Origin of the sequence: Hyphobacterium sp. SN044 (genome assembly GCF_021864465.1) — a bacterium.
GTDB lineage: Bacteria > Pseudomonadota > Alphaproteobacteria > Caulobacterales > Maricaulaceae > Hyphobacterium.
This window is the reverse complement of the sequence record NZ_JAKKUV010000001.1, coordinates 20195-46900: the sequence shown is the minus strand read 5'-3', so window position 1 is coordinate 46900 and position 26706 is coordinate 20195. Positions and strand designations below refer to the sequence as shown.

At 67.1% G+C, this 26706-nt stretch carries 25 protein-coding genes and 1 tRNA gene; 13 read left to right on the top strand and 13 right to left on the bottom strand.

The genetic code is table 11. The annotated features are described in order from the left end of the window. Nucleotides 1–66 precede the first annotated feature (66 nt). Nucleotides 67–510, top strand: a complete 444-nt coding sequence (locus L5876_RS00235; protein WP_236954084.1) for a tRNA (cytidine(34)-2'-O)-methyltransferase — start codon at nt 67–69, stop codon at nt 508–510. A gap of 5 nt (nt 511–515) precedes the next feature. Here the strand turns inward: L5876_RS00235 and L5876_RS00230 are convergent, their stop codons facing one another. After that, on the bottom strand, nt 516–2006 hold the full coding sequence (locus tag L5876_RS00230) for a sulfotransferase (RefSeq protein ID WP_236954083.1): 1491 nt from the start codon (nt 2004–2006) through the stop codon (nt 516–518). 46 nt (nt 2007–2052) lie between these two features. Continuing rightward, complete coding sequence (locus L5876_RS00225) at nt 2053–2910, bottom strand: hypothetical protein (protein WP_236954082.1); 858 nt, start codon at nt 2908–2910, stop codon at nt 2053–2055. A 109-nt stretch (nt 2911–3019) separates the two neighbouring features. Here L5876_RS00225 and hemF point away from each other — a divergent pair, with 109 nt between their 5' ends. Further along, nucleotides 3020–3901: an oxygen-dependent coproporphyrinogen oxidase gene (gene hemF / locus L5876_RS00220; RefSeq protein ID WP_236954081.1), complete on the top strand. Its 882-nt coding sequence runs from the start codon at nt 3020–3022 to the stop codon at nt 3899–3901. 56 nt (nt 3902–3957) lie between these two features. After that, a complete protein-coding gene (locus L5876_RS00215) occupies nt 3958–4383 on the top strand; it encodes a hypothetical protein (RefSeq protein WP_236954080.1) in 426 nt (141 codons plus the stop codon). 179 nt (nt 4384–4562) lie between these two features. Here the strand turns inward: L5876_RS00215 and L5876_RS00210 are convergent, their stop codons facing one another. From L5876_RS00210 to L5876_RS00195, 4 genes are read right to left on the bottom strand one after another with little or no spacing between them, the layout of a single operon-like run. Then, nucleotides 4563–5774 carry a CCA tRNA nucleotidyltransferase gene (locus L5876_RS00210; RefSeq protein ID WP_236954079.1) on the bottom strand — a complete coding sequence of 404 codons (1212 nt, stop codon included), beginning with the start codon at nt 5772–5774 and terminating at the stop codon, nt 4563–4565. Beyond that, entirely contained in the window at nt 5771–6223 is a 453-nt protein-coding gene (locus tag L5876_RS00205) for a DUF6111 family protein (RefSeq protein ID WP_236954078.1), read from the bottom strand. The genes L5876_RS00210 and L5876_RS00205 overlap by 4 nt, the downstream gene beginning before the upstream one ends. Before the next feature lie 2 nt (nt 6224–6225). Continuing rightward, nucleotides 6226–6834: a CoA pyrophosphatase gene (locus L5876_RS00200; RefSeq protein WP_236954077.1), complete on the bottom strand. Its 609-nt coding sequence runs from the start codon at nt 6832–6834 to the stop codon at nt 6226–6228. Next, nucleotides 6831–7397: a DUF1285 domain-containing protein gene (locus L5876_RS00195; protein ID WP_236954076.1), complete on the bottom strand. Its 567-nt coding sequence runs from the start codon at nt 7395–7397 to the stop codon at nt 6831–6833. The genes L5876_RS00200 and L5876_RS00195 overlap by 4 nt, the downstream gene beginning before the upstream one ends. A gap of 90 nt (nt 7398–7487) precedes the next feature. Here L5876_RS00195 and L5876_RS14790 point away from each other — a divergent pair, with 90 nt between their 5' ends. The 9 genes from L5876_RS14790 to L5876_RS00150 all read left to right on the top strand — a co-directional run bounded on the left by L5876_RS14790 (nt 7488) and on the right by L5876_RS00150 (nt 17817). After that, nucleotides 7488–8492, top strand: a complete 1005-nt coding sequence (locus L5876_RS14790; protein WP_236954075.1) for a MoxR family ATPase — start codon at nt 7488–7490, stop codon at nt 8490–8492. A 9-nt stretch (nt 8493–8501) separates the two neighbouring features. Beyond that, nucleotides 8502–9401 carry a DUF58 domain-containing protein gene (locus tag L5876_RS00185; RefSeq protein ID WP_236954074.1) on the top strand — a complete coding sequence of 300 codons (900 nt, stop codon included), beginning with the start codon at nt 8502–8504 and terminating at the stop codon, nt 9399–9401. Nucleotides 9402–9405: 4 nt separating this feature from the next. Beyond that, on the top strand, nt 9406–12114 hold the full coding sequence (locus tag L5876_RS00180; protein ID WP_236954073.1) for a DUF4159 domain-containing protein: 2709 nt from the start codon (nt 9406–9408) through the stop codon (nt 12112–12114). Beyond that, nucleotides 12114–14174 (top strand): hypothetical protein, encoded by a 2061-nt coding sequence (locus tag L5876_RS00175; protein ID WP_236954072.1) that lies wholly within the window; start codon nt 12114–12116, stop codon nt 14172–14174. Before L5876_RS00180 ends, L5876_RS00175 begins: the two co-directional genes overlap by 1 nt. Before the next feature lie 186 nt (nt 14175–14360). Further along, entirely contained in the window at nt 14361–14639 is a 279-nt protein-coding gene (locus L5876_RS00170; protein ID WP_236954071.1) for a hypothetical protein, read from the top strand. Nucleotides 14640–14707: 68 nt separating this feature from the next. Next, a complete protein-coding gene (locus L5876_RS00165) occupies nt 14708–16072 on the top strand; it encodes a mechanosensitive ion channel family protein (RefSeq protein WP_236954070.1) in 1365 nt (454 codons plus the stop codon). 94 nt (nt 16073–16166) lie between these two features. Then, nucleotides 16167–16865: a pirin family protein gene (locus tag L5876_RS00160; protein WP_236954069.1), complete on the top strand. Its 699-nt coding sequence runs from the start codon at nt 16167–16169 to the stop codon at nt 16863–16865. A 67-nt stretch (nt 16866–16932) separates the two neighbouring features. Then, nucleotides 16933–17157 (top strand): hypothetical protein, encoded by a 225-nt coding sequence (locus tag L5876_RS00155; RefSeq protein ID WP_236954068.1) that lies wholly within the window; start codon nt 16933–16935, stop codon nt 17155–17157. A 105-nt stretch (nt 17158–17262) separates the two neighbouring features. Continuing rightward, nucleotides 17263–17817, top strand: coding sequence for a hypothetical protein (locus L5876_RS00150; protein ID WP_236954067.1), 555 nt, complete (start codon nt 17263–17265; stop codon nt 17815–17817). Nucleotides 17818–17863: 46 nt separating this feature from the next. Here L5876_RS00150 and queE read toward each other — a convergent pair whose 3' ends face one another. Then, entirely contained in the window at nt 17864–18493 is a 630-nt protein-coding gene (gene queE / locus L5876_RS00145) for a 7-carboxy-7-deazaguanine synthase (protein WP_369280999.1), read from the bottom strand. After that, a complete protein-coding gene (gene queC / locus L5876_RS00140) occupies nt 18490–19209 on the bottom strand; it encodes a 7-cyano-7-deazaguanine synthase QueC (RefSeq protein ID WP_369280998.1) in 720 nt (239 codons plus the stop codon). The genes queE and queC overlap by 4 nt, the downstream gene beginning before the upstream one ends. A gap of 31 nt (nt 19210–19240) precedes the next feature. On the opposite strand from queC, the gene cutA reads away from it, so the two are divergent. Further along, the gene (gene cutA / locus L5876_RS00135) at nt 19241–19567 is read left to right on the top strand and encodes a divalent-cation tolerance protein CutA (protein WP_236954064.1); all 327 of its coding nucleotides are present in this window, start codon (nt 19241–19243) and stop codon (nt 19565–19567) included. On the opposite strand, the gene L5876_RS00130 is transcribed toward cutA, so the two are convergent. The 5 genes from L5876_RS00130 to L5876_RS00110 all read right to left on the bottom strand — a co-directional run bounded on the left by L5876_RS00130 (nt 19564) and on the right by L5876_RS00110 (nt 26695). Then, nucleotides 19564–21564, bottom strand: coding sequence for a response regulator (locus L5876_RS00130; RefSeq protein WP_236954063.1), 2001 nt, complete (start codon nt 21562–21564; stop codon nt 19564–19566). The genes cutA and L5876_RS00130 overlap by 4 nt on opposite strands. A gap of 101 nt (nt 21565–21665) precedes the next feature. Continuing rightward, entirely contained in the window at nt 21666–24017 is a 2352-nt protein-coding gene (locus L5876_RS00125; RefSeq protein WP_236954062.1) for a hypothetical protein, read from the bottom strand. 103 nt (nt 24018–24120) lie between these two features. After that, nucleotides 24121–25329 carry an aspartyl protease family protein gene (locus L5876_RS00120; RefSeq protein WP_236954061.1) on the bottom strand — a complete coding sequence of 403 codons (1209 nt, stop codon included), beginning with the start codon at nt 25327–25329 and terminating at the stop codon, nt 24121–24123. 102 nt (nt 25330–25431) lie between these two features. After that, a tRNA-Met gene (locus L5876_RS00115) sits at nt 25432–25508 on the bottom strand. Nucleotides 25509–25573: 65 nt separating this feature from the next. Then, a complete protein-coding gene (locus L5876_RS00110; RefSeq protein ID WP_236954060.1) occupies nt 25574–26695 on the bottom strand; it encodes an NAD(P)/FAD-dependent oxidoreductase in 1122 nt (373 codons plus the stop codon). Nucleotides 26696–26706: the final 11 nt, after the last annotated feature.

The following is a 26706-nucleotide window of genomic DNA, read 5'->3' as shown; positions in this document are numbered from 1 at the left end:
CCGGTCAAAGGGAAGGCACAGCGGCACACCGCCGCAGGCACAGCCCCGACCCCAGCGCGGCTTAAAATGCGGATTGCTTTTTTTCAACCGGATATTCCGCAGAATGTCGGTGCGGCGATACGGCTGGCCGCCTGTTTCGACACCCCGCTCGACATCATCGAGCCGTGCGGATTCCCCCTCACGGCAAGGGAAATCCGGCGTGTGTCGATGGATTATGGCGGCCTGGCAGATGTCACAAGGCATGGCGGATTTGCCGCATGGCAGGCTGCTGCAGGTGGCGCGCGCACCGTGTTGATGACGACGCGCGGAGCCACGCCCTTGTGGGATTTCTCCTTCCGGCCGGACGACCGCATCCTGATGGGACGGGAAAGCGCGGGCGTGCCCGACGCGGTGCATGACAGCGCCGATGCGCGGATCGTGATTCCGATGGCCGAGGGGGCAAGATCGCTGAATGTCGTGATGAGCGCCGGGATCGCGCTGGCCGAGGCGATTCGCCAGACGCGGCGCTGAGCGGCCTATTCCGCGAAATCGATGCCTTCGGCGTGCAGCGCATCACCGAGGACTTTCGCCGCCGGCATGTAGCGCTTCCAGGCCCCGACCGATTTCGCGGAGATCGGCTGGCGCACCTGCGCGAAGCTGGCGGTGGCCACGGTCCGGTCCTGCTCATGGAAGCGCCGTGTCGCGGGATCATCCTCAAGGCCGCAGAAAGCGACGATGCGAGCGATCTCGGCATCGGGATTGGCAACCAGATCCTCGTAGATCACTTCGAGAATCCGGCCCGGGAAGAGCGCCGCCCAGTGCTGCATCAGCATGTCGTAATCGGCGAGGAAGGCGGCGATCGCGACCGGGTCGTAGCTCCAGCGATTGCCTTCCGCGAACAGCGTTTTCCAGGCCGACCAGGCGACATCCATCGGGTCGCGGCGGCACCAGATGAAGCGCGCCTCCGGCAGCGCCAGCGCGGCGAGTCCGAGCCGGTTCACATTGTAGAGATTCTTGTCGATCCAGCGCTTTGCCGGCCCCAATCGACCCTCGACGTCGGCGAGATAGCGCGTCCCCAGTTCGGCCCAGGCGCTCTCGCCCTTGGTTTCGAGCCATTTCCGGAGCGTGCCGTCGGCCTGAACGCCGAGTTCCAGTGAAGCCAGCCAGAACAGCTTGTGTTCCCCGCCCGCCTTCACGTCCGGGTGGGCGCCGAGGATGGATTCCACGAGCGTCGTGCCGGAACGCGGCGGGCCAAGCACGAAGACCGGACGTTCGTCGGCCACGCCCTTGCCGGCATTGGCCTCGGCGAATTCAGGGGTGAACAGGCCCATCAGCGCCCGCGTGAAGCGGTGATTGGCCGCCGGGTCATAAGACTCGACCGCCTTCATGAAGCCGGCGCCCTCGGCCGCGCGGCTGGCGCTCAGCGCGTATTCGCCAAGATCGTCGTAAGCCTTGGCCAGCGCGTAGGAGATCGCCCCGGCGTGGCGGTCGGCGCGCCCGCCCTCGAGGATGCGGACCCGCTCGGTTTCCAGCTCGATCAGGTTTTCGTCGCCGCGCGCGACCTTGCCGATCCCGGCCAGTTCGGTGCGGGCGAGCCAGTGTTTCGGCTGCTTCGCGATGACGCCCTGATAGCGCGCGCGGGCCTTGTCGAAATCGCCGGCGAGCTTGGCGGCGAAACCCGCCTCGTAGGCCAGTTCATCGTCATCCGGCGCGGCACGGCGGATCGATTCGAGGATTTCGCTGGCATCGGCGGCGCGGCCGATATTCTGCAGCAGGCCGGCATAGAGCCGCCACTGGCGCGGGTCCTTTCCGTCCTCGTTGCACAGGCGCTTGGCGGCCCTGGCCGCCGTGTCGAAGTCGAGCAATTCCGCGGCCATCATCGCCGGGATCACCCAGTCCGTTCCCAGCTTCTCGCCCGTTTCGACGATGCGGCGGACCAGGTCGATGCCGGCAATGCGGTCGCCGCGCGCGCATGCCGCTTCGGCTTCGGCGAGCAGGGTTCGGGCGTTCGTCTGCGTTTCCATCATGGCGGCGGACACTATCCAGACGCGGCGGGCCGGGCCAGACGGGCTGTCAGTTCTGCGTCATGCCGACGCGGATCACGAGCGCGGCGTCCTCGTGGTCGAGCGTGGCCTCCATCAGGCGCAGCATGACGGCGCAGGCCGTCGCATAATCCTCATCGGACTCGGGCGACACGCCGAAAAAGAAGCGGAAATCCGTGTTCGGGAACTCCGTCCCGACCGTCATTCCCACTTGCGCCTGAGCCGCTTCCGCGCGGGCCCGGTCGAATTCGACGATTTCGTCACCGGCATTGCGGACCAGCACGGTCATGACGTTTTCGAGGGGCCCCGTATCCGCATACTGATCGATCCGGGCCATATCCTCGATCGAGACGGCCGACGGATTGATCTCGCCGTAGAACATCGAATAGCAGACGCGCGGCTGGCTCTGGACCTGCCGCCCGACCCGGTAGGTCTCGCGGTAGAAGCCGATCAGTTCGGCGTCTCCGGCATAGGGCGCGAACTCGGCGACGGCGCGCGAGCCGAGCTCCCGGCCCGCTTCCGCCGCTTCAAGGCGCGCGGCGTCCTCGCCTCCGCGCTGCCAGGCCGCTTCGATACGGCTGCGCAGTTCGGGAAGCGCTTCCGGCCGGACCTCGACATAGGCGGCGATCAGCGGCTGGTTCATCAGCGCCGCCTCGATCTCATCCCCGGCTCCTGGATTCGTCTGTTGCCGGATGGATGGACCAATGACCGGTTCGATATAGGGCGGCAGGAAGTAGATCGCGCCGACCACGCAGACGACCGTCACGATGGTCCGGACGATCCCCGCCGACTTGCCGGCCATCGCCCCGACAATCCAGCCCAGCAATCCCCCAGCGGCGCCGCCGATCGCGCCCGCAACGCCCGCGACAATCACCCCAGCCCAATCCATCTCATCCCCTCCAAACAAAGACTTGCGCCATCAGGGCCCAATCTGGCGACCTGCACAAGGTTCAAATTTGCGTCTGGACAGGCGCGGCGCGGAGACGCAAGGGAAGGCCATGACCGGACACGACATCGAGACAAGCAAGGCCACTGCGCGCACCTGGTTCGAGGATTTGCGCGATTCCATCTGTGCCGAGTTCGAGCGGCTGGAGGACGAAGCACCAACGTCGCTCTATCCCGGCACCGCCGGACGCTTCGAACGCGAGACCTGGACGCGCGGCGACGGGTCGAGCGACCAGGGCGGCGGCGTCGCCTCGATGATGCGCGGGCGCTTCTTCGAGAAGGTCGGCGTGCATTGCTCGACGGTCCACGGCGAGTTCTCCGAGGCCTTCCGGGCGCAGATCCCGGGCGCGAGCGAGGATCCGCGCTTCTGGGCGTCGGGCATTTCGCTGATCGCGCACATGCGTAATCCGCATGTTCCCGCCGTGCACATGAATACCCGCTTCATCGTGACGACCCAGTGGTGGTTCGGCGGCGGGATGGACCTCAACCCGACGCAGGATGCCCAGCGCCGCGCCGGTCACCCCGATACGCAAGCCTTCCACGCCGCGGCGAAAGCGGCCTGCGACGCGCACGGGGCGGACTACTGGCCGCGCTTCTCGAAATGGTGCGAGGAGTATTTCTGGCTGAAACACCGGAACGAGCCGCGCGGTACGGGCGGCATCTTCTACGACCGGCTCAACACGGGCGACTGGGCGGCGGATTTCGCCTTCACCCAGGATGTCGGCCGCGCCTTCCTCGATGTCTGGCCGCGCATCGCCCGCGCGCACATGGGCGAGGCCTGGACACCGGCCGACCGCGAGGAACAGCTGATCCGCCGCGGCCGCTATGCCGAGTTCAACCTGCTCTACGACCGGGGCACGAAATTCGGGCTGGAGACGGGCGGAAACGTCAATTCCATCCTCTCCTCCATGCCGCCGGAAGCAAAGTGGCCTTGAGGGAGATGCCGTCAGCCGATCAATCCCCGGCGCCACTTGGCCGCCTGATAAGGGGAATGATCCCTGCGGCGGTGTTTGCCGGACTGGCCATCGCGATCGCGATAGCAGTGGTTTTTACCGGACAAACGGTTCGCTGGGACGATCCTAGCTCAATCCGCGTGTTCGTAGGGATTTTGACCGTTTTCCTTATTTTCGCGGCGCCTTTTGCTGCAGCGATTGCCTTTTTCTTCGGCCTCCTGGCGTCCGTCATTGCCTACAAATTCGGTTGGAAAAGCTTTGGTCATGCGATCGCCGTCAGCCTGATTGTTGCGCTCGGCTTGCTTATGCCCGTCTTGCTTCCAGCCACCTTCTCTCATGAAAACAGTGAGCGCATCGCTCAGGCTGAAGTTGCTGTATTTGCACTTTTTTCTGCTGTGTTTGTTGCGATTTGCTTGGCAACCGGGAGCATCGCCTGGCTTATCTCGCGACCGGATCAGGACTGAATTCGCGCTCGTCCCGGCCTTGTGCCGGGACCTACCGTCAGAGACAGGTTCGCACCGAAGGTAGGCCCCGGAATGAATCCGGGGCAGATCGAAAAGGTTGGAATATTGACGTCATTCCGGCGAACGCCGGAATCCAGTTTGATGGAAATTCTGGACCCCGGCTTCCGCCGGGGTGACGCCTAGAGGGAACCCAGCAACTCATCCCGCATCAGCGCAAAGCGCGACTCCACCCAGCGGTCCTCGAGGCGGGTCAGGGTTTCCCCAAGTTGCGGGCCTTTCTCCATGCCCGCGGCGAGCAGGTCGGCGCCGGTGACCGGGAAGACGGGCGGGTGAAAGCTGCGGGCATGGGCGAGCGCGCCGCCCCAGCCTTCGGGCGGGGTTTCCTGTGACGCGAAGTTGAGCGCGAGCCGGTCGGCGACGGCCTCATTGCCCTTGCGATAGACCAGCTTTTCCAGCCCGGCGCGGGTCTGCCAGTTGGCCAACACGGCGGCGGCGAAGTCCGGATCGAGCGCGGTGCGCAGCCGGTCCTTCGCGGCATTGGACATCTTCATGCCCTGCGCCAGCGTCTCGCCGGCCGCGTCGTCCGGGCAGAGGGCAAGGAAGCGCAGGAAGGCGTCCGCCTCACCCATCTCCACCAGCCGGTCCAGCCGTGTGCGATCAAGCGGACCGTAGAGCGCCGTCATCACGTCCGCCTCGTCCATCGCGGCGAGCGAGGCGCACGGGTCTTCGGCGGCGAGAAGCTTTTTCGTTTCCTTCCACACCCGTTCGGCGGAGAGGTGGGCGAGGCCGTCCCTCATCGCGGCGCAGGCCGCGAGCGCATCCGGGTCCGGCTCGCCATGGCCATACCAGGCGAAGAATCGGAAGAAGCGCAGAATGCGCAGATAGTCTTCGGCAATCCGGTCCTCGGGCCGTCCGATGAACAGGATGCGCCGGTGCAGCGCGTCTTCAACGCCCGAGGCGTAGTCGATCAGCGTGCCGTCCGGCTCGGCATAGATGGCGTTCAGCGTGAAGTCGCGGCGCCGCGCGTCCTCGGCCCAGTCGGTGGTGAAGGCGACGGTGGCGCGGCGGCCATCGGTCGAGACATCGCGGCGGAGCGTGGTGATCTCGAAGGGCTGGTGATCGGCGACGGCGGTCAGCGTGCCGTGGGCAATCCCGGTCTCGTGCACGGCGATGCCGGCGGCTTTGAGAGCCTCGGCGGCGCGTTCGGGCACCAGCGTCGTGGCGATGTCGATGTCGTCGACCGGCTGGCGCAGCAGCGCATTGCGCACGCAGCCGCCGACAAAGCGCGCCGAATGCGGTTCGGCCGCTTCGAGCGCCGCGATCACCCGCCGTGTGGCCGGTGCGATCAGCCAGTCATGCTCGTCCGGTTCGAGACGGTCGGGTGAGATCATTGCGGGTCGCCAGAGGCGTCTTCCGTGGGATTGGCGGGCGGTGCCTCGGTCTCAGCGTCCTCGGGCACGTCCGGTTCAGGCGCGGGGTCCGCATCCGGTGCGTCGAACGCACCGGGGTCTTCGTCTTCCCGCGTCGTCTCCGCACCGAAAGGCCGGCCTGGCAGGACGCCGCGTTCCTCGGCCTCGTCGGTGAATCCGGAATGACGCATCTGACCGTCCTCGTAGCGAGCCGGCACATAGCGCCCGCTGCCCGGATCGCCGGTACGCTCGCCGACAACGACGAGTGCGACAAGCCCGATGGCAGCCAATAGCCCGCCGATCACGCCGAGCAGCACGCTCGGCATCGGGCGCGGGTCCGCCGGCACATTGGTCTGCAAGAGCCGCCAGGCGCCATAGACCGCGAAGGGCAGGAGGAAGAGGATGATCTCGATCAGGGTCAGTCTGAGCATGGCTAGTCATACAGCCTTTCGTGCAGGGCCCGCAGCATGCCAGCCGTCGCCCCCCAGATATAGCGCCCTTCCCATGGCATGGCGTAATAACGGCGCATCCGGCCCTGGAATTCGCGTTCGTGGGTCTCGTGATTGGCGGCATCCATCAGCCATTCGAATGGCGTTTCGAACACGTCGGCCACTTCGCCGGGATCCGGCCGCATCTCGAAGCCCGGCTTCACGATGCCGACGAAGGGGGTGACGTGAAACCCGGTCACCGTCTCGTAGCTGTCGAAACGGCCGACGAGGTCGATCCGGTCGGGCGTGATGCCGATTTCCTCTTGGGTTTCGCGTAGCGCCGCCTGGGGCAGCGTCTCGCCCGGCATGGCGCGTCCGCCGGGAAAGGAGACCTGTCCGGCATGAGACGGCAGGTGATCGGCGCGCAGCGTGAGGATGAAGCGCGGCGGTCCGTCGTGCAGGACAAGCGGAGCGAGTACCGCCGCAGGCCGCAGCGTGCGCTCCGGGAAGACGACGTCGTTCAGGTCGTTGTCGCCGCGCCGCGGGCGCGCATCCTCGCCCTCGACCGGGTCGAGCCTGGACCGAAGTAGGTCGATCAGCGGGCGTGTGCTCACGCGACCGACCCCAATTCAAACGTCTCTCCACCCGATTCGAGGGTCAGCCGGTTGCCGTCCTGTTGCGCCATTTCGACCAGTTCGTAGAAGACAGGGCGCGTGATCAGCGCCTCGAGCCGCCCCCGCACCAGCACGAAAGGCGTCGGCTCCTTCGTCGCGCGGTCGATCTCGACGCGAATCGGATGCTCCGGCCCGGCTTCGGCGAGGTCACCGAGATTCGTCGTGAAGATCAGGACCTGGCGTCCGGCGCGTTCGGCGCGGTCGACCCGCACCGCCAGGAAGGGCGCGATCTCGACGCGGACGGCCTGCTTTTCCACCGGCGTCACGAGATAATGAACGCCATCGTCATCTTTTCGCAGGATTGTCGAAAACAGCCTTACCAGACGGTCGCGCGTGATGCGCGTCCCGTCATGCCACCACGACCCGTCCCGCCGGATTTCCATGTCCATGGTGCCGCAGTGTGCGGGATTCCATTTTTCGACCGGAGGCAGGCCGTCGCCCGCCGAGGCCGCGGCCTCGAGCAGCGACTGCATTGCTTTTCCGTCATGCGGGCTTGTGGACATGGACACTCCGCACGCCCGCGTCCATTCTCCGGCGCAAACGGGGCGTGCGCCTCTGTTACAAATCTCACCACCTGAGTCAGGGAGCCCAGTGTGCCGAGAAAAGCTGTGAATTCAAATGGTGCCGATGTGGTGAAAGCCGCCGACAAGGCGACCGAACGCCTCGCCGAGGTGAAGGCCTCGATCGGACAGGTGATCTACGGGCTCGACGAGGTGGTCGAACTGTCGCTCGCCGCCATCCTGTCGGGCGGTCACGCCCTCCTGGTCGGCGCGCCGGGCTTGGCCAAGACGCGCCTGGTCGAGACCATCGCCGTGGCCACCGGGCTCGACACCAAGCGGATCCAGTTCACGCCGGACCTGATGCCGGCGGACATTCTGGGCTCGGAAGTGCTGGAAGAATCCGAGGGCGGCAAACGCTCCTTCCGCTTCATCCCCGGCCCGGTCTTCTGCCGTCTCCTGATGGCGGACGAGATCAACCGCGCCAGCCCGCGCACGCAGGCAGCCCTGCTGCAAGCGATGCAGGAGCATCACGTGACCGTGGCGGGCGAGCGGCATGACCTGCCCCAGCCCTTCCACGTTCTGGCAACGCAGAACCCGATCGAGCAGGAGGGCACCTATCCGCTGCCCGAAGCCCAGCTCGACCGCTTCCTGCTGCGCGTCGACGTGCCCTATCCGAGCCGTGAGGCCGAGCGCGATATCCTGATGGCCACGACCGGTCCGAGCGATGCCAAGGCGACGAAGGTGCTGAGCGCCAAGGAAATTCTCGAAATGCAGGCGCTCGTCCGCCGCCTGCCGGTCGGCGAGAAGGTGGTGGAAGCCATTCTCGACCTGCTCCGTCTCGCCCGGCCCGACGTGTCGGACGAGAGGGACGTGCAGCATGGCGTCAGCTGGGGGCCCGGACCGCGTGCGGGTCAGGCCCTGATGCTCGCCTGCCGCGCCCGCGCCCTCTTGCAGGGCCGTCTGGCCCCGTCGACCGAGGACGTCGCGGCGCTGGCGGAGCCGGTGCTGAAGCACCGCATGGCGCTGAGCTTCGCGGCCCGCGCCGAAGGCATGACGCTGGAGAGCCTGATCAGCCGACTCGCGGCGAAGGCGGCGTAAAACAGCCACATGGCCTCTCCCTTCACGCGGCATGACGATTCGGAAAAGCTGACCCGGCTGAGGCAGGCCGGGGAAGAGGCCGCGCGCCCCTTCCCCGAATTGCTGGCCGATGCCGAACGGATCGCCGCGACAGTCGCACAGGGCGTCCATGGACGCCGCCAGCGCGGCACGGGCGAGAATTTCTGGGAATACCGCCATCACCGTCCCGAGGACGGGGCCGCGGCGGTCGACTGGCGCATGTCGGCCCGGGCACAGCGCCTGTTCGTGCGCGAGAATGAGCGCGAGGCGGCCAGCACGGTCTGGCTGTGGCGCGACGCGTCGCCATCGATGACCTTCGCCTCCTCGAACGCCCTGCCGCTGAAGTCGGATCGCGCGGCGGTGTGCCTGATCGCGCTGGCGGCGCTCCTGACCCGCGGCGGCGAACGTGTTGCGGTGCTCGGCGAATCCGAACGCGCGCGCACACGGGCGCTGGGCCTTGAGCGCGTCGCCGCGCGTCTCGCGACCGGCCCGGGCAGTTCGCAATCGGTCGAGGCGCCCAGCCTGTCGCGCTACGGGACGGCCGTTCTGGCCAGCGACTTCCTAGACCCGATCGAGACCTGGTCGGCGCGCCTGTCGCGCTTCGCGGCGCTGCAATCGCATGGCGTGATGCTGCGCGTCGTCGATCCGATGGAAGAGGAATTTCCCTTCAAGGGCCGCACGCGTTTCGAAGCACCGTCGGGCCATGACAGCCTGCTCTTCGGCCGCGCCGAAGAGGCCGGCAAGACCTATCGCAAGCGCTGGGCGGAACACGGCGAGGCGCTGACCGCACTCGCCCGCCGCACCGGCTGGACGCTGGTCACGCACCGCACCGACCGCCCGGCCACGCAGGCCGTCCTCGCCCTCTATCGCGCGCTGGCGCGGGAGGCGTAAGGCGATGTGGACGCTCGGCCCGCTCGGATTTGCCGCGCCGCTGGCGCTGCTTGGACTTCTGACCCTGCCGATCCTGTGGCGGCTGTTGCGTGCCACGCCGCCGCCGCCGAAGCGGGCGATCTTTCCGCCGCTGCGCCTGCTGCGCGATGCGCCGGACGACACCGAGACCCCGCATCACGCGCCATGGTGGCTGATCGTGTTCCGACTGCTTCTGGCGACGCTGGTCATCATCGCGCTGGCGCGCCCGGTCTGGCAGCCGGAGCCGGACAATCTGGCCCCGCGCCCGCTTCTGCTCGTCGTCGACAATGGCTGGGCGTCGCATCCGTCCTGGGACGCGATCCAGCGCGAGGCCGAGCGTCATATCAACCGCGCGGACAGTGCCGGACAGCCTGCCGCCCTCGTCCTGACCGCCGATCTCGGTACGGACGAGATCCGGCTCGACGATCCCGACATGGCCCGCCGGAGGCTGGAAGCCGCGGTGACGCGGGCCTGGTCTCCGGACCGGGCCAATGCCACCAGCCACCTGGCCGCCGCCGATTTCCCCGGCGCGCTGGACGTGGTGTGGATTTCCGACGGGCTGCGGACCGAGGGCGACGCCGATCTGGCTTCAACGCTGGCCGATCTTGGCCGCGTGACAGCAATCCGCCCCGATGCCGGGGGTGCGGCCATGGCCCTGACCCCGCCGGAAGTGACGCCGGAAGGCTTCGCGATCAACGTGCTGCGCAGCGAGGACAGCCTGCCGCGCACCGTCACGGTGCAGGCCACCAGCGAGGATGGCCGTGCGGTCGCCCGCGCCGAAGCCGTGTTCGAAGCCGGCCAGCGCGATGTACGCACCACGATCGAATTGCCGCTGGAATTGCGCAACCGGGTCAGCGCGATCCGGATCCTGGAGCAGACCTCTGCCGGCGCGGTCCAGCTGACCGACGATGCCTGGCGGCGGCCGACCGTCGGCATTCTCGACGCCGCGAGCGAGGACGGCCAGCCGCTGCTGTCCGAGCTTCACTATGTGACGCGGGCGCTCGAACCCTTCGCCGAGCTTCAGCGCGCCAACCTCGACACGCTGATGGAGACCCCGCCGGCAATCATCGTGATGGTCGACGCGGCGCGCACCGACGATCCGCGCCTCACCGATTTCGTCGACCAGGGCGGCGTGCTGATCCGCTTTGCCGGTCCGCGCCTGGCCGCGCGCGGCGACGACCTCCTGCCCATCCCGCTACGGGAAGGCGGCCGGATGTTCGGCGGCGCGCTGGCCTGGGATGAGCCGCAACGCCTGGCGCCCTTTGCGCCGACCTCGCCATTCGCCGGACTGGAACCCGACCCCGAGGCGGTCGTGCGCAGCCAGGTACTGGCCGAGCCGGGAACGGCGACCGACGACCGGGTCTGGGCGCGGCTCGAGGACGGCACGCCGCTGGTCACCTCCGCCCGCCGCGGCCGGGGCTGGGTCGTTCTTTTCCACGTTACCGCCGGGCCGGAATGGTCCGACCTGCCGCTGACCGGCCTGTTCCCGCGCATGCTGCGCCGGACGCTGTCCCTGTCCTCCGGCGGCGCGCCATCGACGGCGCAGGGCGGGTCCTATGCCATCGACCGCGCACTCGAAGGCCGCGGCCGTCTGTCCGATCCGCCCGCTACGGCGCGGCCGATCCCGGCACAGCTGTTCGAACAGGCGCGCGCCAGCGCGGAAACCCCGCCGGGGCTTTATCGCGCCGGTACGGTCTCCGCCGCGCTTAACGTGCTGCGTTCCGGTGATGGCCTCCGGGCGCTTCCGGCCGAGATCGGCGGTGTGCGCTTCGCCGATCTCGACGCTCCGCGCCAGACGCCTCTGGCCGGTATCCTTCTCGCCGCCGCACTGGTCCTCTTGGCGCTCGACGCGCTGATTGCTCTGGCGCTCGCGGGACGGCTGGCGATGCCGCGTTTCGCACGCGGCGGCACGGTGGCAGCGCTGGCCGTGCTCGTCCTCTTGCCCGCCCTCGCCCCGCGCGCCGAGGCGCAGGACACCGACATCCAGTTCGCAATGGAAGCCTCGCTCGATCTGCGTTTCGCCTATGTGCGAACCGGCAATGCCGAGATCGACAATCGCAGCCGCGCCGGTCTGACCGGGTTGAGCCAGCAGCTGATGCGGCGCAGCGCGATCGAACCGATCGCGCCGATGGCCGTCGATATCGAGAGCGACGAGCTGGTCTTCTTCCCGATGATCTACTGGCCGGTGCGCGAGGACGCCCCCGCCCTGTCGCCGGAAGCCGCCGCGCGCGTGACGGCCTATATGCAGTCGGGCGGATTGATCGTGTTCGACACACAGGATGCCGACACCGCCGCTCTGCGCGCGGGTCGTCCGCATCCGGGCCTCGTCCGGGTGCTGGAGTCGGTCGACGTGCCGTCGCTGGCGCAGATGGCGGCCGACCATGTCCTCACGCGAAGCTTCTACCTGCTCGACACCTATCCCGGACGCTTCCAGGGCGGCCCGGTCTGGGTCGAGGCCGATCCCGACGGCGCGGCCCGCGACGGCACGTCCGGCGTGGTGATCGGATCAAATGACTGGGCCTCGGCCTGGGCGGTCGGTCCCAATGGGGCGGCGCTCTATCCGGTGGATGGCGGCGATCGTCAGCGCGAACTGGCGCAACGGTTCGGTGTCAATCTGGCCATGTACGCGCTGACCGGGAACTACAAGGCTGACCAGGTTCACGTCCCCGCGCTGCTCGAAAGGCTGGGGCAGTGATGTTCGAAGCCACGACGATCGATTTCGCGCCAATCCTGCCGGTCTGGGTCATTGCCCTGCTGAGCAGCACTGCAGTGGTCGCTGCGCTGTTCGGCGCGCTGATGCGTCTGAATGGCTGGCTTTGGCGGTCCCTGACCGCGCTGCTGATCGCGCTGGTACTGATGAACCCGTCTCTGGTCGACGAACAACGCGACCCGCTGCCGGATATCGCCGTCGTCCTGACCGACCGCACCGAGTCCATGGAGATCGGCGGACGCAGCGAAGCGGCCAATGCGGCGCTCGCGGAACTGCGGTCGCTCGCGGAACGCGACGACACGCTGGAACTGGTCGAGGCCGAGATGTCACAATCACCCGACGGCAGCCTGGTGATGGACGCGTTCAATTCGGCGCTGGCCGGGGTGCCGCGGGACCGTCTGGCGGGCGTGGTCGCGATCACGGACGGCCAGATTCACGACGCACCGGGCGATGCCAACGCCATCGACCTTGATGCGCCCTTCCATCACCTGATGGCGGGCGACCCGGATGCGGGCGACAGGCGCCTGATCGTGGTGGAATCGCCGCGCTACGGCCTCGTCGGCGATCCGGCCATCTTCACCGTGCGCGTCGAGGACGACGCGATGAGCGGCACAGCCACCGTGACCTTCCGCATCGATGGCGGCGACCCGGTGACGGCGCGCGTGGCCATCGGCGAGGACACGCGGGTCGAGGCCCCGATCGATCACCGCGGCGCCAATGTCGTCGAGATCGAGGTCGAGCCCGGTCCGGAAGAATTGTCGCTGGTGAACAATCGCGCCGCGGTTTCGGTGACCGGCGTGCGCGATCGCCTGCGCGTCCTTCTGGTGACCGGCGAGCCGCATAATGGCGCGCGAGCCTGGCGCGACCTTTTGAAGTCCGATCCATCGGTCGATCTCGTCCACTTCACCATTCTGCGCCCGCCCGACCGGCAGGACGCGACGCCGATCGACGAGCTGGCGCTGATCGCCTTCCCGACGCGTGAACTCTTCGCCGAGAGCCTCGACGAGTTCGACCTCGTCATCTTCGACCGGTATCGCCGCCGGGGCATCATGCCGCCGCTCTATTTCGACTATATCGCCCGTTACGTGGAGAATGGCGGGGCGCTGCTGGTCACCGCCGGGCCGCCCTTCGCCGCGCCGGTGAGCATCTATCGCACACCGCTCGCGGCCGTCATCCCGGCGCGCCCGACCGGCTATGTCGCAACGGGACCGTTCCGCCCGGAACTGACCGATACCGGCGCGCGTCACCCGGTGACCGCCGGGCTGGCCCCGCCCGAGGGCGAACCCCCCTGGGGCCGCTGGTTCCGCCGCATCGACGCCACGCCGCTGGGCGGCGAAACCCTGTTGCAGGCGCCCGATGGCGGGCCGCTGCTGGTGCTGTCACACGCCGGCGAAGGCCGCGCCGCGATCCTGCTCTCGGACCAGTCATGGCTTTGGGGGCGCGGTTTCGAAGGCGGCGGTCCAGACGCGGAAATGTTCCGCCGGGTCGCGCACTGGCTGATGCAGGAGCCGGAACTCGACGAGGAACATCTTTCCGCCGTCGTGCGCGACGGTCAGCTGGAAGTGCAGCGCCGGACCCTCGCCCAAGCCGCGCCGCCGCTGGAGATCACCTGGCCCGACGGGTCAGGCGAGACCGTGGACATGCAGGCCGGCGACACTCCGGGCCTGTTCACGGCGGAACGCGAAGGCCGGTCGACCGGCCTGGTCCGCCTGCGGTCGGGCGAGTTGACCACGGTGGCTGCGCTCGGCCCGCTCAATCCGCGCGAATACTCCAACCTCGTGCCGACCCGTGAGCCTTTGAGCGGGTTGGTCGAAACCAGTGATGGCGGCTTTGCCGCGATCGGCGAGGCCGGGAGTATCGACCTGCCGCAATGGCGGCGGACGCGCGCCGACGCGGTACAGGCCGGCCGCAGCTGGCTCGGGCTGACGCGGAACGAGCGTTTCATCGTCCACGCCGCGGAACGCACCCCGCTCGCCCCGGCCCTGATCGCATTGCTGATCATCCTGACGACGCTTGGTCTTGCCTGGCGGCGCGAGGGCCGGTAGCGCAGACGCCGGCGGCCCGCCCGTTTACCTGCCGGGTTACCAAAATATCGAATCAGCCCCAGACCCAATAAGAAACATCGCTAATGCGCCAATGAAGGCGTATAAACTCCCCTTCAACGCGAAAAACGGGATCAGAACCAAGGGCCTTTGTTGGTCCCGGGTCGCCATGCAGTCAGGGGGCTGTGTATGCACGCATGGACATTTTACATCTGGACGCTGGCCCATGTGGTTGTGGCGATAGCCGTCGCATTGACCGCACCGATGTGGACCACGCTGGCCGTTCTGACCCTGATCGCCTGCTCCCAGATTGGCGTCTATTTCAACGCCAAGCTCGACGAGGGCGTGTTCGAGGAAACCACCAGCGACGGTGCCGCCAGCCTGCTGCGCTCGGCCTACATGGTCGGGCCTCTGGCGATACTGGCACTGACCGGAATTGTCCTGTTTCTTGTCTTCCGGCCGATCTGATCGGGCGTGCACACTCGACGCCGGGCGGAAAAACGCCGTAGTCTGATGGCCTTGCAACCGGCCGGACGATGACACCACAGCCCGCACCGCCCGAATTCGAGGCACCCGACCTCGAAACGCTGAGCGACCCGCAGGCGTGGCGCGAGCGCGTCGACACCGCCTGGAGCTGGCTGCAGAGCGAAGCCTTCAGCGTCGCGTTCGGCATCCAGGCCGGGGCTGTCCTCATCGCCGTGATCATCGGATTCGCCCTGCGGCGGCCGGCGAGCGCTTTCGTCGCCCGCGTCTTCAGCCTGCCGGCAATCGAGAAGTTCAAGGCCCGCGCGATCCGCTTCGTCGCGCCGGTCATCGGCCCGGCCGTGGCGTGGGCGCTGCTTTCGGGCGTGCTGTTCACGCTGCAGCAGCTGGAGATGGAGTATTTCTGGGTCCGGCTTGGCGCGAACCTGCTCGGCGCCTGGGCGGTCATCCGCCTGCTCACCTCCTTCATCGGCGAGCCCTTCTGGCAGAAGACGGCTGCGGCCATCGGCTGGACGCTCGCCGCGCTGAACATCATCGGCTGGCTCGGCCCGATCGCCGATTTCCTCGACTCCATGGCGATCGGGTTCGGCGGCGGCCGGGTCTCGATCCTGACCGGCATCCGCGCCGCCATCCTGCTGATCGTGCTTTACTGGCTCGCCTCGCGGCTGGCGAAGCTGCTGGGATCGCGGATCGATACGCTGCCCAGCCTGACCCCGTCGGCGCGCCTGCTGATCGGCAAGACGGTCCAGTTCATCCTGCTGGCGACCGCGGTGACGCTGGCGATCTCCAGCCTCGGCATTCCGCTCGGCGCGCTGGCGATCTTCTCCGGTGCGGTCGGCCTGGGTATCGGCTTCGGACTGCAGAAGATCTTCTCGAACCTCGTCTCGGGCGTGATCCTGCTGCTCGACCGGTCGATCAAGCCCGGCGACGTGATCACGGTCGACGACACCTATGGCCGGGTGGCGTCGCTCGGCATGCGTTTCGCCTCGGTTATCACCCGCGACGGGATGGAGCATCTGATCCCGAACGAGGAATTCATCACCTCGAAAGTGATCAACTGGTCCTTCTCCGACCATGCCGTGCGGATCAAGAAATCAATCGGTGTCGACTATTCGACGGACGTACCCAAGGCGATGGACCTCGTGGTCGAGGCCGCGAACACGGTGCCGCGTGTCCTGCCTTCGCCGGCGACCAAATGCCTGCTGCGCGGATTCGGCGACAATTCGATCGATCTGGAAGTCCGCTTCTGGATCGCCGACCCCGGTAATGGCGTGAACAATGTTGCCAGCGAAGTGCTGGTCGCCATCTGGCAGGCGTTCAAGGAGAATGACGTGCAATTCCCCTTCCCGCAGCGGGACATCCACTTCAAGGGCGGCACACCGGTCGAGGTGCGCGTCGTGAACGACGCCTCAGATTAATTCCGGTTTGGCACAAAAAAGCCTCCACAGGGCTCATTTTTCCGAGCCTGGCGAAGCGCCATCTGTCACGGCAACACCCCACAGGGAGATTGCCATGATTGACCACAGACCTTTCGACAGCCTTGGCCGGTTCGAAACCGACTGGCTGAAGGCGCGCCACCATTTCAGCTTCGGCGGCTATCACGACCCGGCGCGCATGGGTTGGGGCAGCTTGCGCGTCTGGAATGACGATGCGATCCGCGCCGGTACAGGCTTTCCGCCGCACCCTCACGCCGACATGGAGATCATCACCTATGTCCGGGACGGGGCAATCAGTCACCGCGACAGCCTCGGCCATGACGGCCGTACAATCGCCGGCGATGTTCAGGTGATGAGCGCGGGCAGCGGCATCAGGCACAGCGAGTACAATCTGGAAGAGGACACAACCCGCATCTTCCAGATCTGGATCTTCCCCGACCGTCCGGGCGGCGCGCCGCGCTGGGACACGATGTCCTTTCCCAAGGGCGACCGGTCGGGGCAGTTCGTGACCCTCGCCTCCGGCAATCCGGATCGGGATGGCGGGCTGATGATCCGGGCCGACGCCCGCGTTGTCGGTGCGACCCTCAAGGCCGGCGAGACGGTCACCTACGAAACCGCGCCGGATCGCCACCTCTATCTCGTTCCGGCGTCGGGACAGGTGACGGTCGACGGACGGACGATCGCGGCCCGCGACGGGCTCGCCCTGACCGGTGTTGATACGGTGACGATCACGGCCGAGGTCGATTCCGAGATCGTGATGACAGACACGCGCTAGCGGTCCTCATCGCTTGGCAACCATGGCCGGACAGTCTGCGCAGGAATTCTCGAAAAGGATGTCCCGCATGACTGTCCGGCGCCTCGCCCTCCTCGCGATGACGGCTGCCCTCGCCCCGCTTCTGTCAGGCTGCCTCATAATCGGGGGCACGGCCCTTGTGGCCGGAACGGTCGTCGGCGTGGCCGGCGACACGCTCCAGCTGGCAGGCAATGTCGGGGAAGGCGTGGTTCGCGCGGCCATTCCCGGCGATGGCGAAGATGACGAGGAAGACGCGGCACGCGACCGGGATTGAAACCGGAAAACGCGGCACCACCTACAGTGTCGATGACAAATCATGCCCGCTCTGCTAAACTTTAGGTCAGCGGGGACGATTCAACATTCGCCTAAGGAGCCTGAAATGACACGTTGGTTGATTGCTGCACTTGCCACGACCGCCCTGTCCGCACCGGCCCTGGCCGACGGATTCCGCGACGAATACACCGCTGCCCCGACCGGGCCGGTGTCCATTGCCGAGATCGCGATCGGCGAGGAACTTGCCGGCGAGGCCGCCGAACTCGGCGAACGCGAGATCACACGCCTGACCGGCATGCTGCATGACGACATCGCCCGCGAACTCGCGGGCATGAGCTGGCTGGCCGGCGAAGGCGCGATGGGCGGCACGACGCTGTTCGTGACGCTGGAAGACGCCGATCCGAACCGTCCGACCTTCGCTCAGATGCGCGGCAACCCGTCGCTCGACTATCGCAGCCACAGCGTCGGCGGGGCGGAAATCTCCGCCGAGCTTCGCGACGCATCGGGCAATGTCCTGGCGACCTACCACTATGAGTGGACGAGCAACGACATCCGTTTCGCGGCCCATGCCGGCACCTGGACGGACGCGACACGGGTGTTCGACCGCTTCGCGCGTCAGCTGGGTGACAGTCTCGCCGAGCACGCCGAAACCGGCATGTAATCCATAACCGCTTGAAGCGGGGGAATAGGCGGGGCCTCCTGAACTCTCAGGGGGCCCCGATCCATTTGTGGGTCTGCAGGCTCAAGCGCCATTGCGGGTGCTTCAGGCAGTATTCGAACGCCGCCCAGGCATTCGCCTGCTGGTCCGGACCGTCCATGGGCTGCAGCGAGAAGCGTTCGAAGGCGAGCCCGGCGAATTGCTCGGGCGGGCAATCGGCTTGCGGGTAGACGAGTTTCAACTCATGCCCGCTGGTCTGGACGAGCGGCGCGGTCGATTTCGGACTGACGGTGATCCAGTCGATCCCCTCCGGCGCGGCCAGCGTGCCATTGGTCTCGATGGCGATCTCGAAGCCTTCCGCCTTGAAGGCCGCAATCAGCGGGGCATCAAGTTGCAAGAGAGGCTCGCCGCCCGTGCAAACGACTAGCGGCGACCCTCCGCCGGGCCAGTATCCGGCGACTTCCCTTGCCAACGCTTCGGCGGTCTGGAACTTGCCGCCGCCCGGCCCGTCCGTCCCCACGAAATCGGTGTCGCAGAAGCGGCAGACGGCCGAGGCGCGGTCGCGTTCGAGCCCGTTCCAGAGATTGCAGCCGGCAAAGCGCAGGAAGACGGCCGTACGCCCGGCCTGCGCGCCCTCGCCCTGAACCGTCAGGAAGATTTCCTTCGCCGAATAGGTCATGCGCGTTCCGTCTGCCATTCCTGCCAACCCTTCGCGCGCAAATCGCACGCCGGACAGGTGCCGCAGCCATAGCCCCAGTCATGGCGGTGTGTGCGGTCGCCGCGATAGCAGGTGTGGGTTTCCTCGATGACCAGATCGACGAGCGCCTGACCGCCCAGCGTGGCGGCGAGCGCCCAGGTCTGAGCCTTCGAGAGATACATCAGCGGGGTCTCGATCCGCAGCGGTGCGTCGAGCCCGAGCGTCAGGGCGCGCTCCTGTGCGTCGATCGTCTCACGGCGGCAATCGGGATAGCCAGAATAGTCTGTCTCGCACATGCCCCCGACAAGAACGTCAATACCGCGCCGCCAGGCCAGCGCGGAGGCGACCGTCAGGAAGACGAGATTGCGGCCGGGCACGAAGGTGGTCGGCAGGCCGGTTTCACCGATCTCGATCGCGCGATCGGCGGTCAATGCGCTCTCCGCGATCGCGCCATAACCCGACAGGTCGACGACCTGGTCGCCGCCGAGGCACTCCGCCCAGCCCGAACGGACGGACCTGATTGCATCGCGGACGCGCAAGCGCGCATCCATCTCCACCCGGTGCGTCTGACCGTAGGCAAAGCCGATGGTCTCGACGCGGTCGAACTGGTCGAGGGCCCAGGCGAGGCAGGTCGCAGAATCCTGTCCGCCGGAGAACAGGACCAGCGCCGCGGAGCCGGATGAAACAGAGTTCTTCATTGCGCGGCTATATAGCGGTACATTGCGCGTCATGTCAGAGGCCGCGCTCATCTACTCAACCTGGCCCGACGGTGACACCGCCGCCCAGGCCGCATCCACCCTTCTTGAAGAGAAGCTGATCGCCTGCGCCAACATCTTCCCGGCGGGCCGGTCGATCTATGTCTGGGAGGACGAAGTCAAAGACGAGGCCGAAACCGTAATGATGGTGAAGACCACTGCGGGCCGGGCTGCGGCAGTCCGGGACCGGATGCTGGCCCTGCATCCCTACGATACGCCGTGCGTGCTCGGGATCGACCTGAAACGGACGCAGTCCTCGCCCGCCTTCACGCACTGGATAAGACAGACGCTTGGCGGCTAGGCCGACTGACGAACGTCTGTTTCCGCCTGTCCGCCCGCGAGCACCTGGTCGATCGTGGTGAACAACCGCCGCGCGTCGATGGGCTTGGAGACGTAGCCGTCCATTCCAGCCGCCAGACAGGCCGCCTCGTCCTCGCGCCGCGCATTGGCCGTGAGGGCGACGATCGGCGTCATGGCCGCCGTGGAGGGCAGATCGCGGATCGCGCGGGTCGCCGCGAGCCCGTCCATCACCGGCATGCGCATGTCCATCAGGATCAGGTCGTAAGCCCGGTTGTTCGCAGCTTCGACCGCCTCCTGACCGTTGTGGGCGAAGTCGACCGCCCAGCCCTTGGCGGCAAGGAAGCCTTCGAGCACGGAGCGGTTCACCGCATTGTCTTCCGCGGCGAGGATGCGCAGCGGCCGGTCGCCATGCGACGGCGCGGCCGGGGCCGGCACCGGAGCGGCGGGAGCCTTTGCCGACGGGTCCGAGGAACTGACTGCACCCGGCGCACTGCGGCGGATGACCGGGTCGGCGGCCTTGGCAACTGCCCAGGACAGGGAGGCCTCGAACCAGAAAACCGAACCGCCTTCCTCGCGCGGGGAATGGCCGATTGTGCCTTCCATCATGTCGACGAGGCGCTTGCAGATGGCGAGGCCGAGGCCGGCGCCCTCGAGACGGCGGTCCTCGCTGAGATTGATCTGGGAGTAATCGCGGAACAGGCGCGCTTCGGCATCGCGCGGAACACCGCGCCCGGTATCGCGAACCTCGACGCGCAGGCGCGGACGCCCGCTCTCCTCGCGGATGGCGAAGGCCACTTCGACCGTGCCCTCGCGGGTGAATTTCAGCGCGTTGGAGACGAAGTTGAAGATGATCTGCTTCAGTCGCACCGGATCGCCAAGCATGCGGCGCTTGCCGTCACCGGTGACGGAAATCCGGAAGTCGAGCTTGTTGGTGCTGGCGCGCGGCGACCAGAGCGTGTCGATTTCCGAGGCGATCCCGTCGATCTCGAATTCGCTCTGCAAAAGCGTCATCCGGCCGGCCTCGATCTTCGAGAAGTCGAGCAGGTCGCCAACCAGGCGGTTCAGGATGCGGCCGGAATCCTCGACCACTTCGATCTTGCGGCGGTGATCGCCGCTCAGCGTCACGTCGTCCTTCAGACTGCTCGTCACGCCCATCATGCCGTTCAGGGGCGTGCGGATCTCGTGCGCGATATTGCCGATGAAAGCGGACTTGGCGCGGACCGCCTCTTCCGCCTTTCGCGCGGCAAGTTCATGCCGGCGCGCGAGCTCCTTCAGGGCGCGGGCCTGGCTTTCCACCCTTGTCCGGGCGGCTTTCAGCGCGTGCGAGGTCGACAGGGCCTCGGAGACCGCATTGCCGAACTGGTTCGCGAGCCGGGCGATAAAGAAATAGTAGATCACGAAGAAGCCGGCGAGCGTGAAGCCGCGCACCCCGCCCTGCGAGACATAGGTCGCACCGAGGACGATCAGGGTCGGTAAAAGGAAGGCATTGACGCCGCGCGGATAGGCCGCCGCGGAGAGCGCCGCACCGGCGGTCATGCCGGCGACCAGAATGCCGCCCATCTGGGAGACGATCAGCGGCGCGCCCTGCGGGATCAGCATCATGGATGCGCCCCAGGCGGCGCCGAGGAAGCCCGTCAGTGTCAGGTAGATGTAGCGTACGGCCCGCGCCGGAGGCTTCTCCGAGCTCAGCGCAGAGCGCGCGATCATGAGCCGGACAAGAGCGAGCGCGATGACGACGCCATACCAGATGGAGGTATAGAGCAGGTTCGAGACGCCAAAGGTGAAGGCGAAGAACATGCCGCCGGTGATGAGATTCATCGGAACGGCCAGCATCGCGCCCTTGAAGTAAAGGCGGATCTTCTCGTTCCGGATCGTCTCTTCGGCGCCTTCGGCGAATTCCAGCGCGACGGCTTCCTGTTCGGTCGCCGGTTCGGCCGGCGCAGGCTTTACCGGGCGCTCACGGCGCGGCGGTCTGGCTTTGGCACGGTGCTGAAACAAGCGGACTCTCCCGAAGGCATTCCATGCGAATCGCACGGCTTCACCGGTCAGGGAGGCATGGCGAGAGTGGAAACAGGGTTAACGCGTGTGCATTGCCCGCCTTAACCCGGTCCGCCCGTATCCACCTGGACGGGATGGAAGACGAATCCCGCTGCCCGGCTGCATCCGCGTGCGCCAGCATCGCGCGGCCCGCAGAAGCCGATCTCGCCGGTCTCCCGCGTCCGGTCATGATGCGTGAAGCGCATGTCCTGACGCACCGTGAGGCCAGCAATCTCGAAGTCATGGCTGACGCGCCAGCGGGCGAAGGCAAGATCCAGCTCGGCAAAGAGCTCGAGAACGGGCACGAACTCCATCGTGAAACTGTATTCCGGATCCGACAGCGTCACGCCCGGCAGGCGGCTGGTGCCCGGCTCGCCAAGGTCGAGCTGAAACACCATCGGCCGCGCGGCGTCATAGGGCCTGCCGAAGACGAGGCGGCAATCCCCGGAAGCCAGCCGGATGTTCGACCGGCGCGGATCGCCGCGCGTCTGCGGCGCACACTCGGCGGCCGTCGATGCGGAGCCCGGCGCGGCGAAGCGGCCATCTTCCGCATTGGCCCGCAGCGAGAATTCGGCGTTCGCGGCGTAGACGTTCACGCCGGGTTCGATCCCGGCCCGGACAATCCACGCATCGATCTGCAGGCGGGTGACGTCCGCGGGCAGGCGCGGCTGGGCGATCAGGGTGCGGCGGCCGATCGGCGGTGTGAAATCGGCGCACGCCCAGTTCGGGCACGTACCCGCACGCGGCACCTCGACGGAGGGACAGTTGATCCGGATCGTCTTGATCACCGGAACGCGGGCCTGGAACTGGCAGCGCGCCCAAAGACCGAAGGTGAATTCCCGGTCGCCGAGAATCAGGTCTTCCGGCATGCCGGCCGCGCGGTAGATCGACCCGCCTTCGAGCGTATCCTGCCGCGCTTCGGCATTCACCTGGAAGTGGAAGCTCGACGCGTTCCAGCGCTGGGTCTGCGGGTCCTGGCTGAAGAAGGCGTCGCTTTCGACTTCCACCCGGAAGGGAAAGCGCAGACCGGCCGCGTAGCCGATGCTGTACTCGAAACCGACATACCAGTTCTTGCGGCGGTTGAAGGTGTGGCGGTAGCGTTCCTCGATCCGGTCCGAAAGCGTGAAACCGGTGATGAAGTAATAATTGGCGGAGTGACTGATGCGCTGGCGGTTGACCGGTTCGCGCTCGCGCGGTTCGGTCCCTGGCAGGCGCTGAATGGTGAGCGTGCGCGGATTGATCGGTCCGACCGTACGCAATGTGGTGGAGCCCGCCCCGCCGCCATCGCGTTCCTCGACTTCGGGCAGGCGCTGCAGCTGGCCGGGCGGCACGGTGCGGATCTGCCGGTCCGGGCGCAGCGAACGCTGCGTGATCGAGTAGGGAGCAAGTGTCGGCGGCATCGCTCTCAATCGCGGACCGATGGGCTGGTCCAGACCGAAGCCGCGGCCGAGCGCCGCGTCATCGAGCTGGCGGTCGAACGGGCGCAGCACAGAGGTGCGCGGGGCCAGCGGAATGATGCTGACATGCGTGATCACGCGCTCGTCGCCATTGGCGTCGAGGCGGATCAGCTGGCCGTCACCCAGCGCCTGCGCTTCGCGCACCGTGATGCCGCGCCGAAACTCGGCATCCGGGTTCATGCGCGCCAGTTCGGCGCGGATTTCTGCCGCCTCTGCGGCAATATCGTCGCGCGTCGGCGGCAGAAGCAGGCGCGTGCCGCCTTCGATCTCCCGCGACTGGCGCTCCAGGCGCGGGGTCAGGACTTCCGACGGATCGACAATGACCGGACGCCCGCCGCGATCGGCCTGGTCGGCCAGTTCCTCGAGCGACCGCTCACCCGGCAGGAAGCACAGCTCTTCGCGGGCCGTGGTCACGATGCCCAGCTCCTCGCGGATCGCTCCAGCCATGCCGGTCCGGCCCTGAGGACGCTGGCGCTCACGCCGCGCGGACAGGCCGCAGGTTTCCGGCGTGACCTGCAGCACGGCCTCACGCGACACGATGATTCGGTCTTCCAGAACGAACATCTGCTCGGTGAATTCGACCGGACCGGCGAGGTTCAGGCGTTCTGGCTCGGCGGTTGCGATGGCAAGCAGCGGCTGGTTCGTCAGGCGTGTCCCGGCGATGTATTGCTGAAGGTCGAGTTCGACGCCGGCCTCCAGTTCGATCGCAACCGGGCCGCCCTGCAACAGGGCCTCGGTGTCGATTTCGGCAATGAAGAGCGGCGAGCGCAGGATGTCCGCACGTAATTGGGGGGCGGTGAGGTCCGCCATCGAGGCACCAACCCGCAAGGCGTCGGCATCGAGTTGGGTCGATAGCTGCGCGCTCGTCTGCGCGGTGACCGGAGACGTACCAGCCAGCAAGCCGACCATGACGAGCGCTGCAGGACGCAGCGCGGAGATCCAACGATTGATACGCATATTCCCCCCGAAATCGCGAAAACCTCACGAACCCTGCCGTCGTCGATCTGACCGCAGAATGAACGGGTTACGCAAGATTTTTCGGAGTGGATCGGCGAGAAGATTACGGCAGTTCGATGCGCAGGGTTGCTCCGCCGCGCTCGACCTCCAGCGTCCGGGCGGCGGCGAGGTCGACGCCATCGGCGAGCCAGAGTGCGGCGGAACAGAGCGGATTGCCCTCGCCGATGCGCGTGGAGCGGCCATCGATCACGACGACATGGTCGCCGAGTTCGAGCCCAGCCTCGGCCGCCGGTGAGCCCTCGAACAGCTGCGCCACGCGCGCCTCGCCATTCTCATAGCCGATCGCGTAGCCGGCATGGGGCGCGCGCGGCTCCGGCTGAGTGCGGTCGGACAGCCGCAATTCGCCATTCACATAGTCGAGCGTCACGACAAAGCGGGAGAGGAGTCCGGCACCGACGAGTGTCGGCGGCACGCGGCGGACCGTCCCGTCCAGCGGGCCGATATTGACCCCGCCGAGTTCGAACTCCTCGAGCGTGAAGCGGCGGAGGTCACCCACCTCGCTGGCCCCGCCTGCCGAGATCCCCTCAATGCCGCGCCCCTCGCGCAGCGAGTCCGCGTCGATCCGCTGCCGGACGGGCCGCGCGTCGGCGACCTGGGCGAACAGCGTCACGGCTTCGGAACTGCCAGTGTCGAACAGGGCCCGGTCGCTCAGGTCGCCGATCCGGTAGTCAATGATTGGTGCGTGGGGATAGCCGAAGTCCGAGAGCGCGGCGCGCACCGCCGGGCGGTCGTCCGCTGCGGGGGTCGCGGCAATCGTCAGCGTGCGGGTCTCCGTATCGATCCGCCAGGCATTGCCGGGAAAGATTTCAGAACCGATCACGCCGCCATCGAAGACGCACGGGCCCAGTTCCAGCGTCGAGGGATCAAAGATCAGCACCGGGACGTCGGTGAAGGTCACGCCGCCGAGGGTCAGGGTCTCGGCGACGGCGACATCCATCGTGACCCGCGCACCGTGGGCGTCGGTACCGGTGTTCTGCGCCAGCGTCACCAGACCCAGCGCGTCGGCGAACTCGCGGGTGATCAGGGTCGGCGAGCCGGTGTCGAAGATGAACTCGCGGGTCTCGCCATTGATCGACGCGTCGATGAACAGCTTGTCCATCCGGATCCCGATGGGGATGGACGTGCTCTCGTCAGCCCGCTCGATCCCGATCGGCGCGGAGAAGATGGCGCGGAGGTCTGCGTTCTGAGCGTGGGAGCTTGCGGAGAGTGTGAGACCCGCCAGGCTGGCCGCAAGAATGATCCAAGGCTTCATGTTCACTATCCCGGTTAGCCCGCCCAGACCGGAAGATAGCCTAGCAGGCCACACGCCAGGGTCGAGCGGGAACACGGGTCAGAACTGAATCTTGAAGGAAAGTGGTAGCGGGAGAGGGACTTGAACCCCCGACACGCGGATTATGATTCCGCTGCTCTAACCAGCTGAGCTACCCCGCCACACCGGCCCCGCCCGGAGGCGAGAAGGGGCGATATACGCCGCACGTCCCGGTCATGCAAGATGGTCATTCCACCCCGAGGCAGGACGCCGCCACGTCTGCCAGGGCGAGGGATGCCGTGAGGCCGGGCGACTCGATCCCGTGCAGGCAGACGAGCCCGGCAATGCCGTGAAAGTCCGGACCGTCGATACGGAAATCTGCGGCCGGCTCGCCCGGCCCCGACAGCTTGGGCCGGATGCCGGCATAGGCGGGCTGGAAACTGCCGGGCCGGGCGCCGGGCCAGAAGCGCGCCGCCGCGGCTTCGAATCCGGGCGCCAGCGCCGGTTCGACGGCATAGCCATCCGGCACATCGATCCATTCCACGTCCGGGCCGAAGCGCATCGCGCCGCCGAGATCGAAGGTGAGGTGCGTGCCGAGCCCGCCCTCGACCGGGGCGGGATAGATCAGGCGCTGAAACGGGCAGCGGCCCGGCGCGGTGAAGTAGCGTCCCCGGGCAAAGCGCAGCGTGGGGACATGCTGTGCAGCCAGCCCGTCGATCCACCGCGCGACCCGTTCGGAGCCAAGCCCCGCCGCATTGACCAACGTGCGGCATCGCAGGCGAACGGCGGACACGCCGCCCGTCATCACGTCGAAACCGTCCGGGGTTTTCTCCGCGCGCTCGAACGGCGTTGAGAGCGCCACCCTGCCGCCGGCATCCTCGAGCTCGCCCTGAAGCGCCGCCATGAAGGCGTGGCTGTCGAGAATGCCGGTCTCTGGCGACAGAAGCGCAGCGCAGACGCCCGGCGACAGGGCAGGCTCCATTTCCAGCGCTTTGGCCGCCGGGACCAGCTCCAGCCCCTCCACATCATTGGCCGCGCCGCGCGCGGCGAGTGCGGCGATCTTCGCCTCCTCATCCTCGCCCAGCGCGACGATCAGCTTGCCGCATTTGCGGTGCGGGATGCCGCGCGATTCCAAGAAGGCGTAGAGAGCGCGGCGGCCGGCGACGCAGGTCCGGGCCTTCAGCGAGTCTTGCGGATAATAGATGCCGGCGTGGATAACTTCGGAATTGCGCGCGGACGTGACCGAGCCGATCCGCGCCTCGGATTCGAGGACGATGACGTCGTTCCCCCGCTGCGCCAGCGCACGCGCAATGGCGAGGCCGATCACGCCCGCCCCGACGACCACCGCATCGACCCCGTAGGTTTCCATCGCCCTTCCCG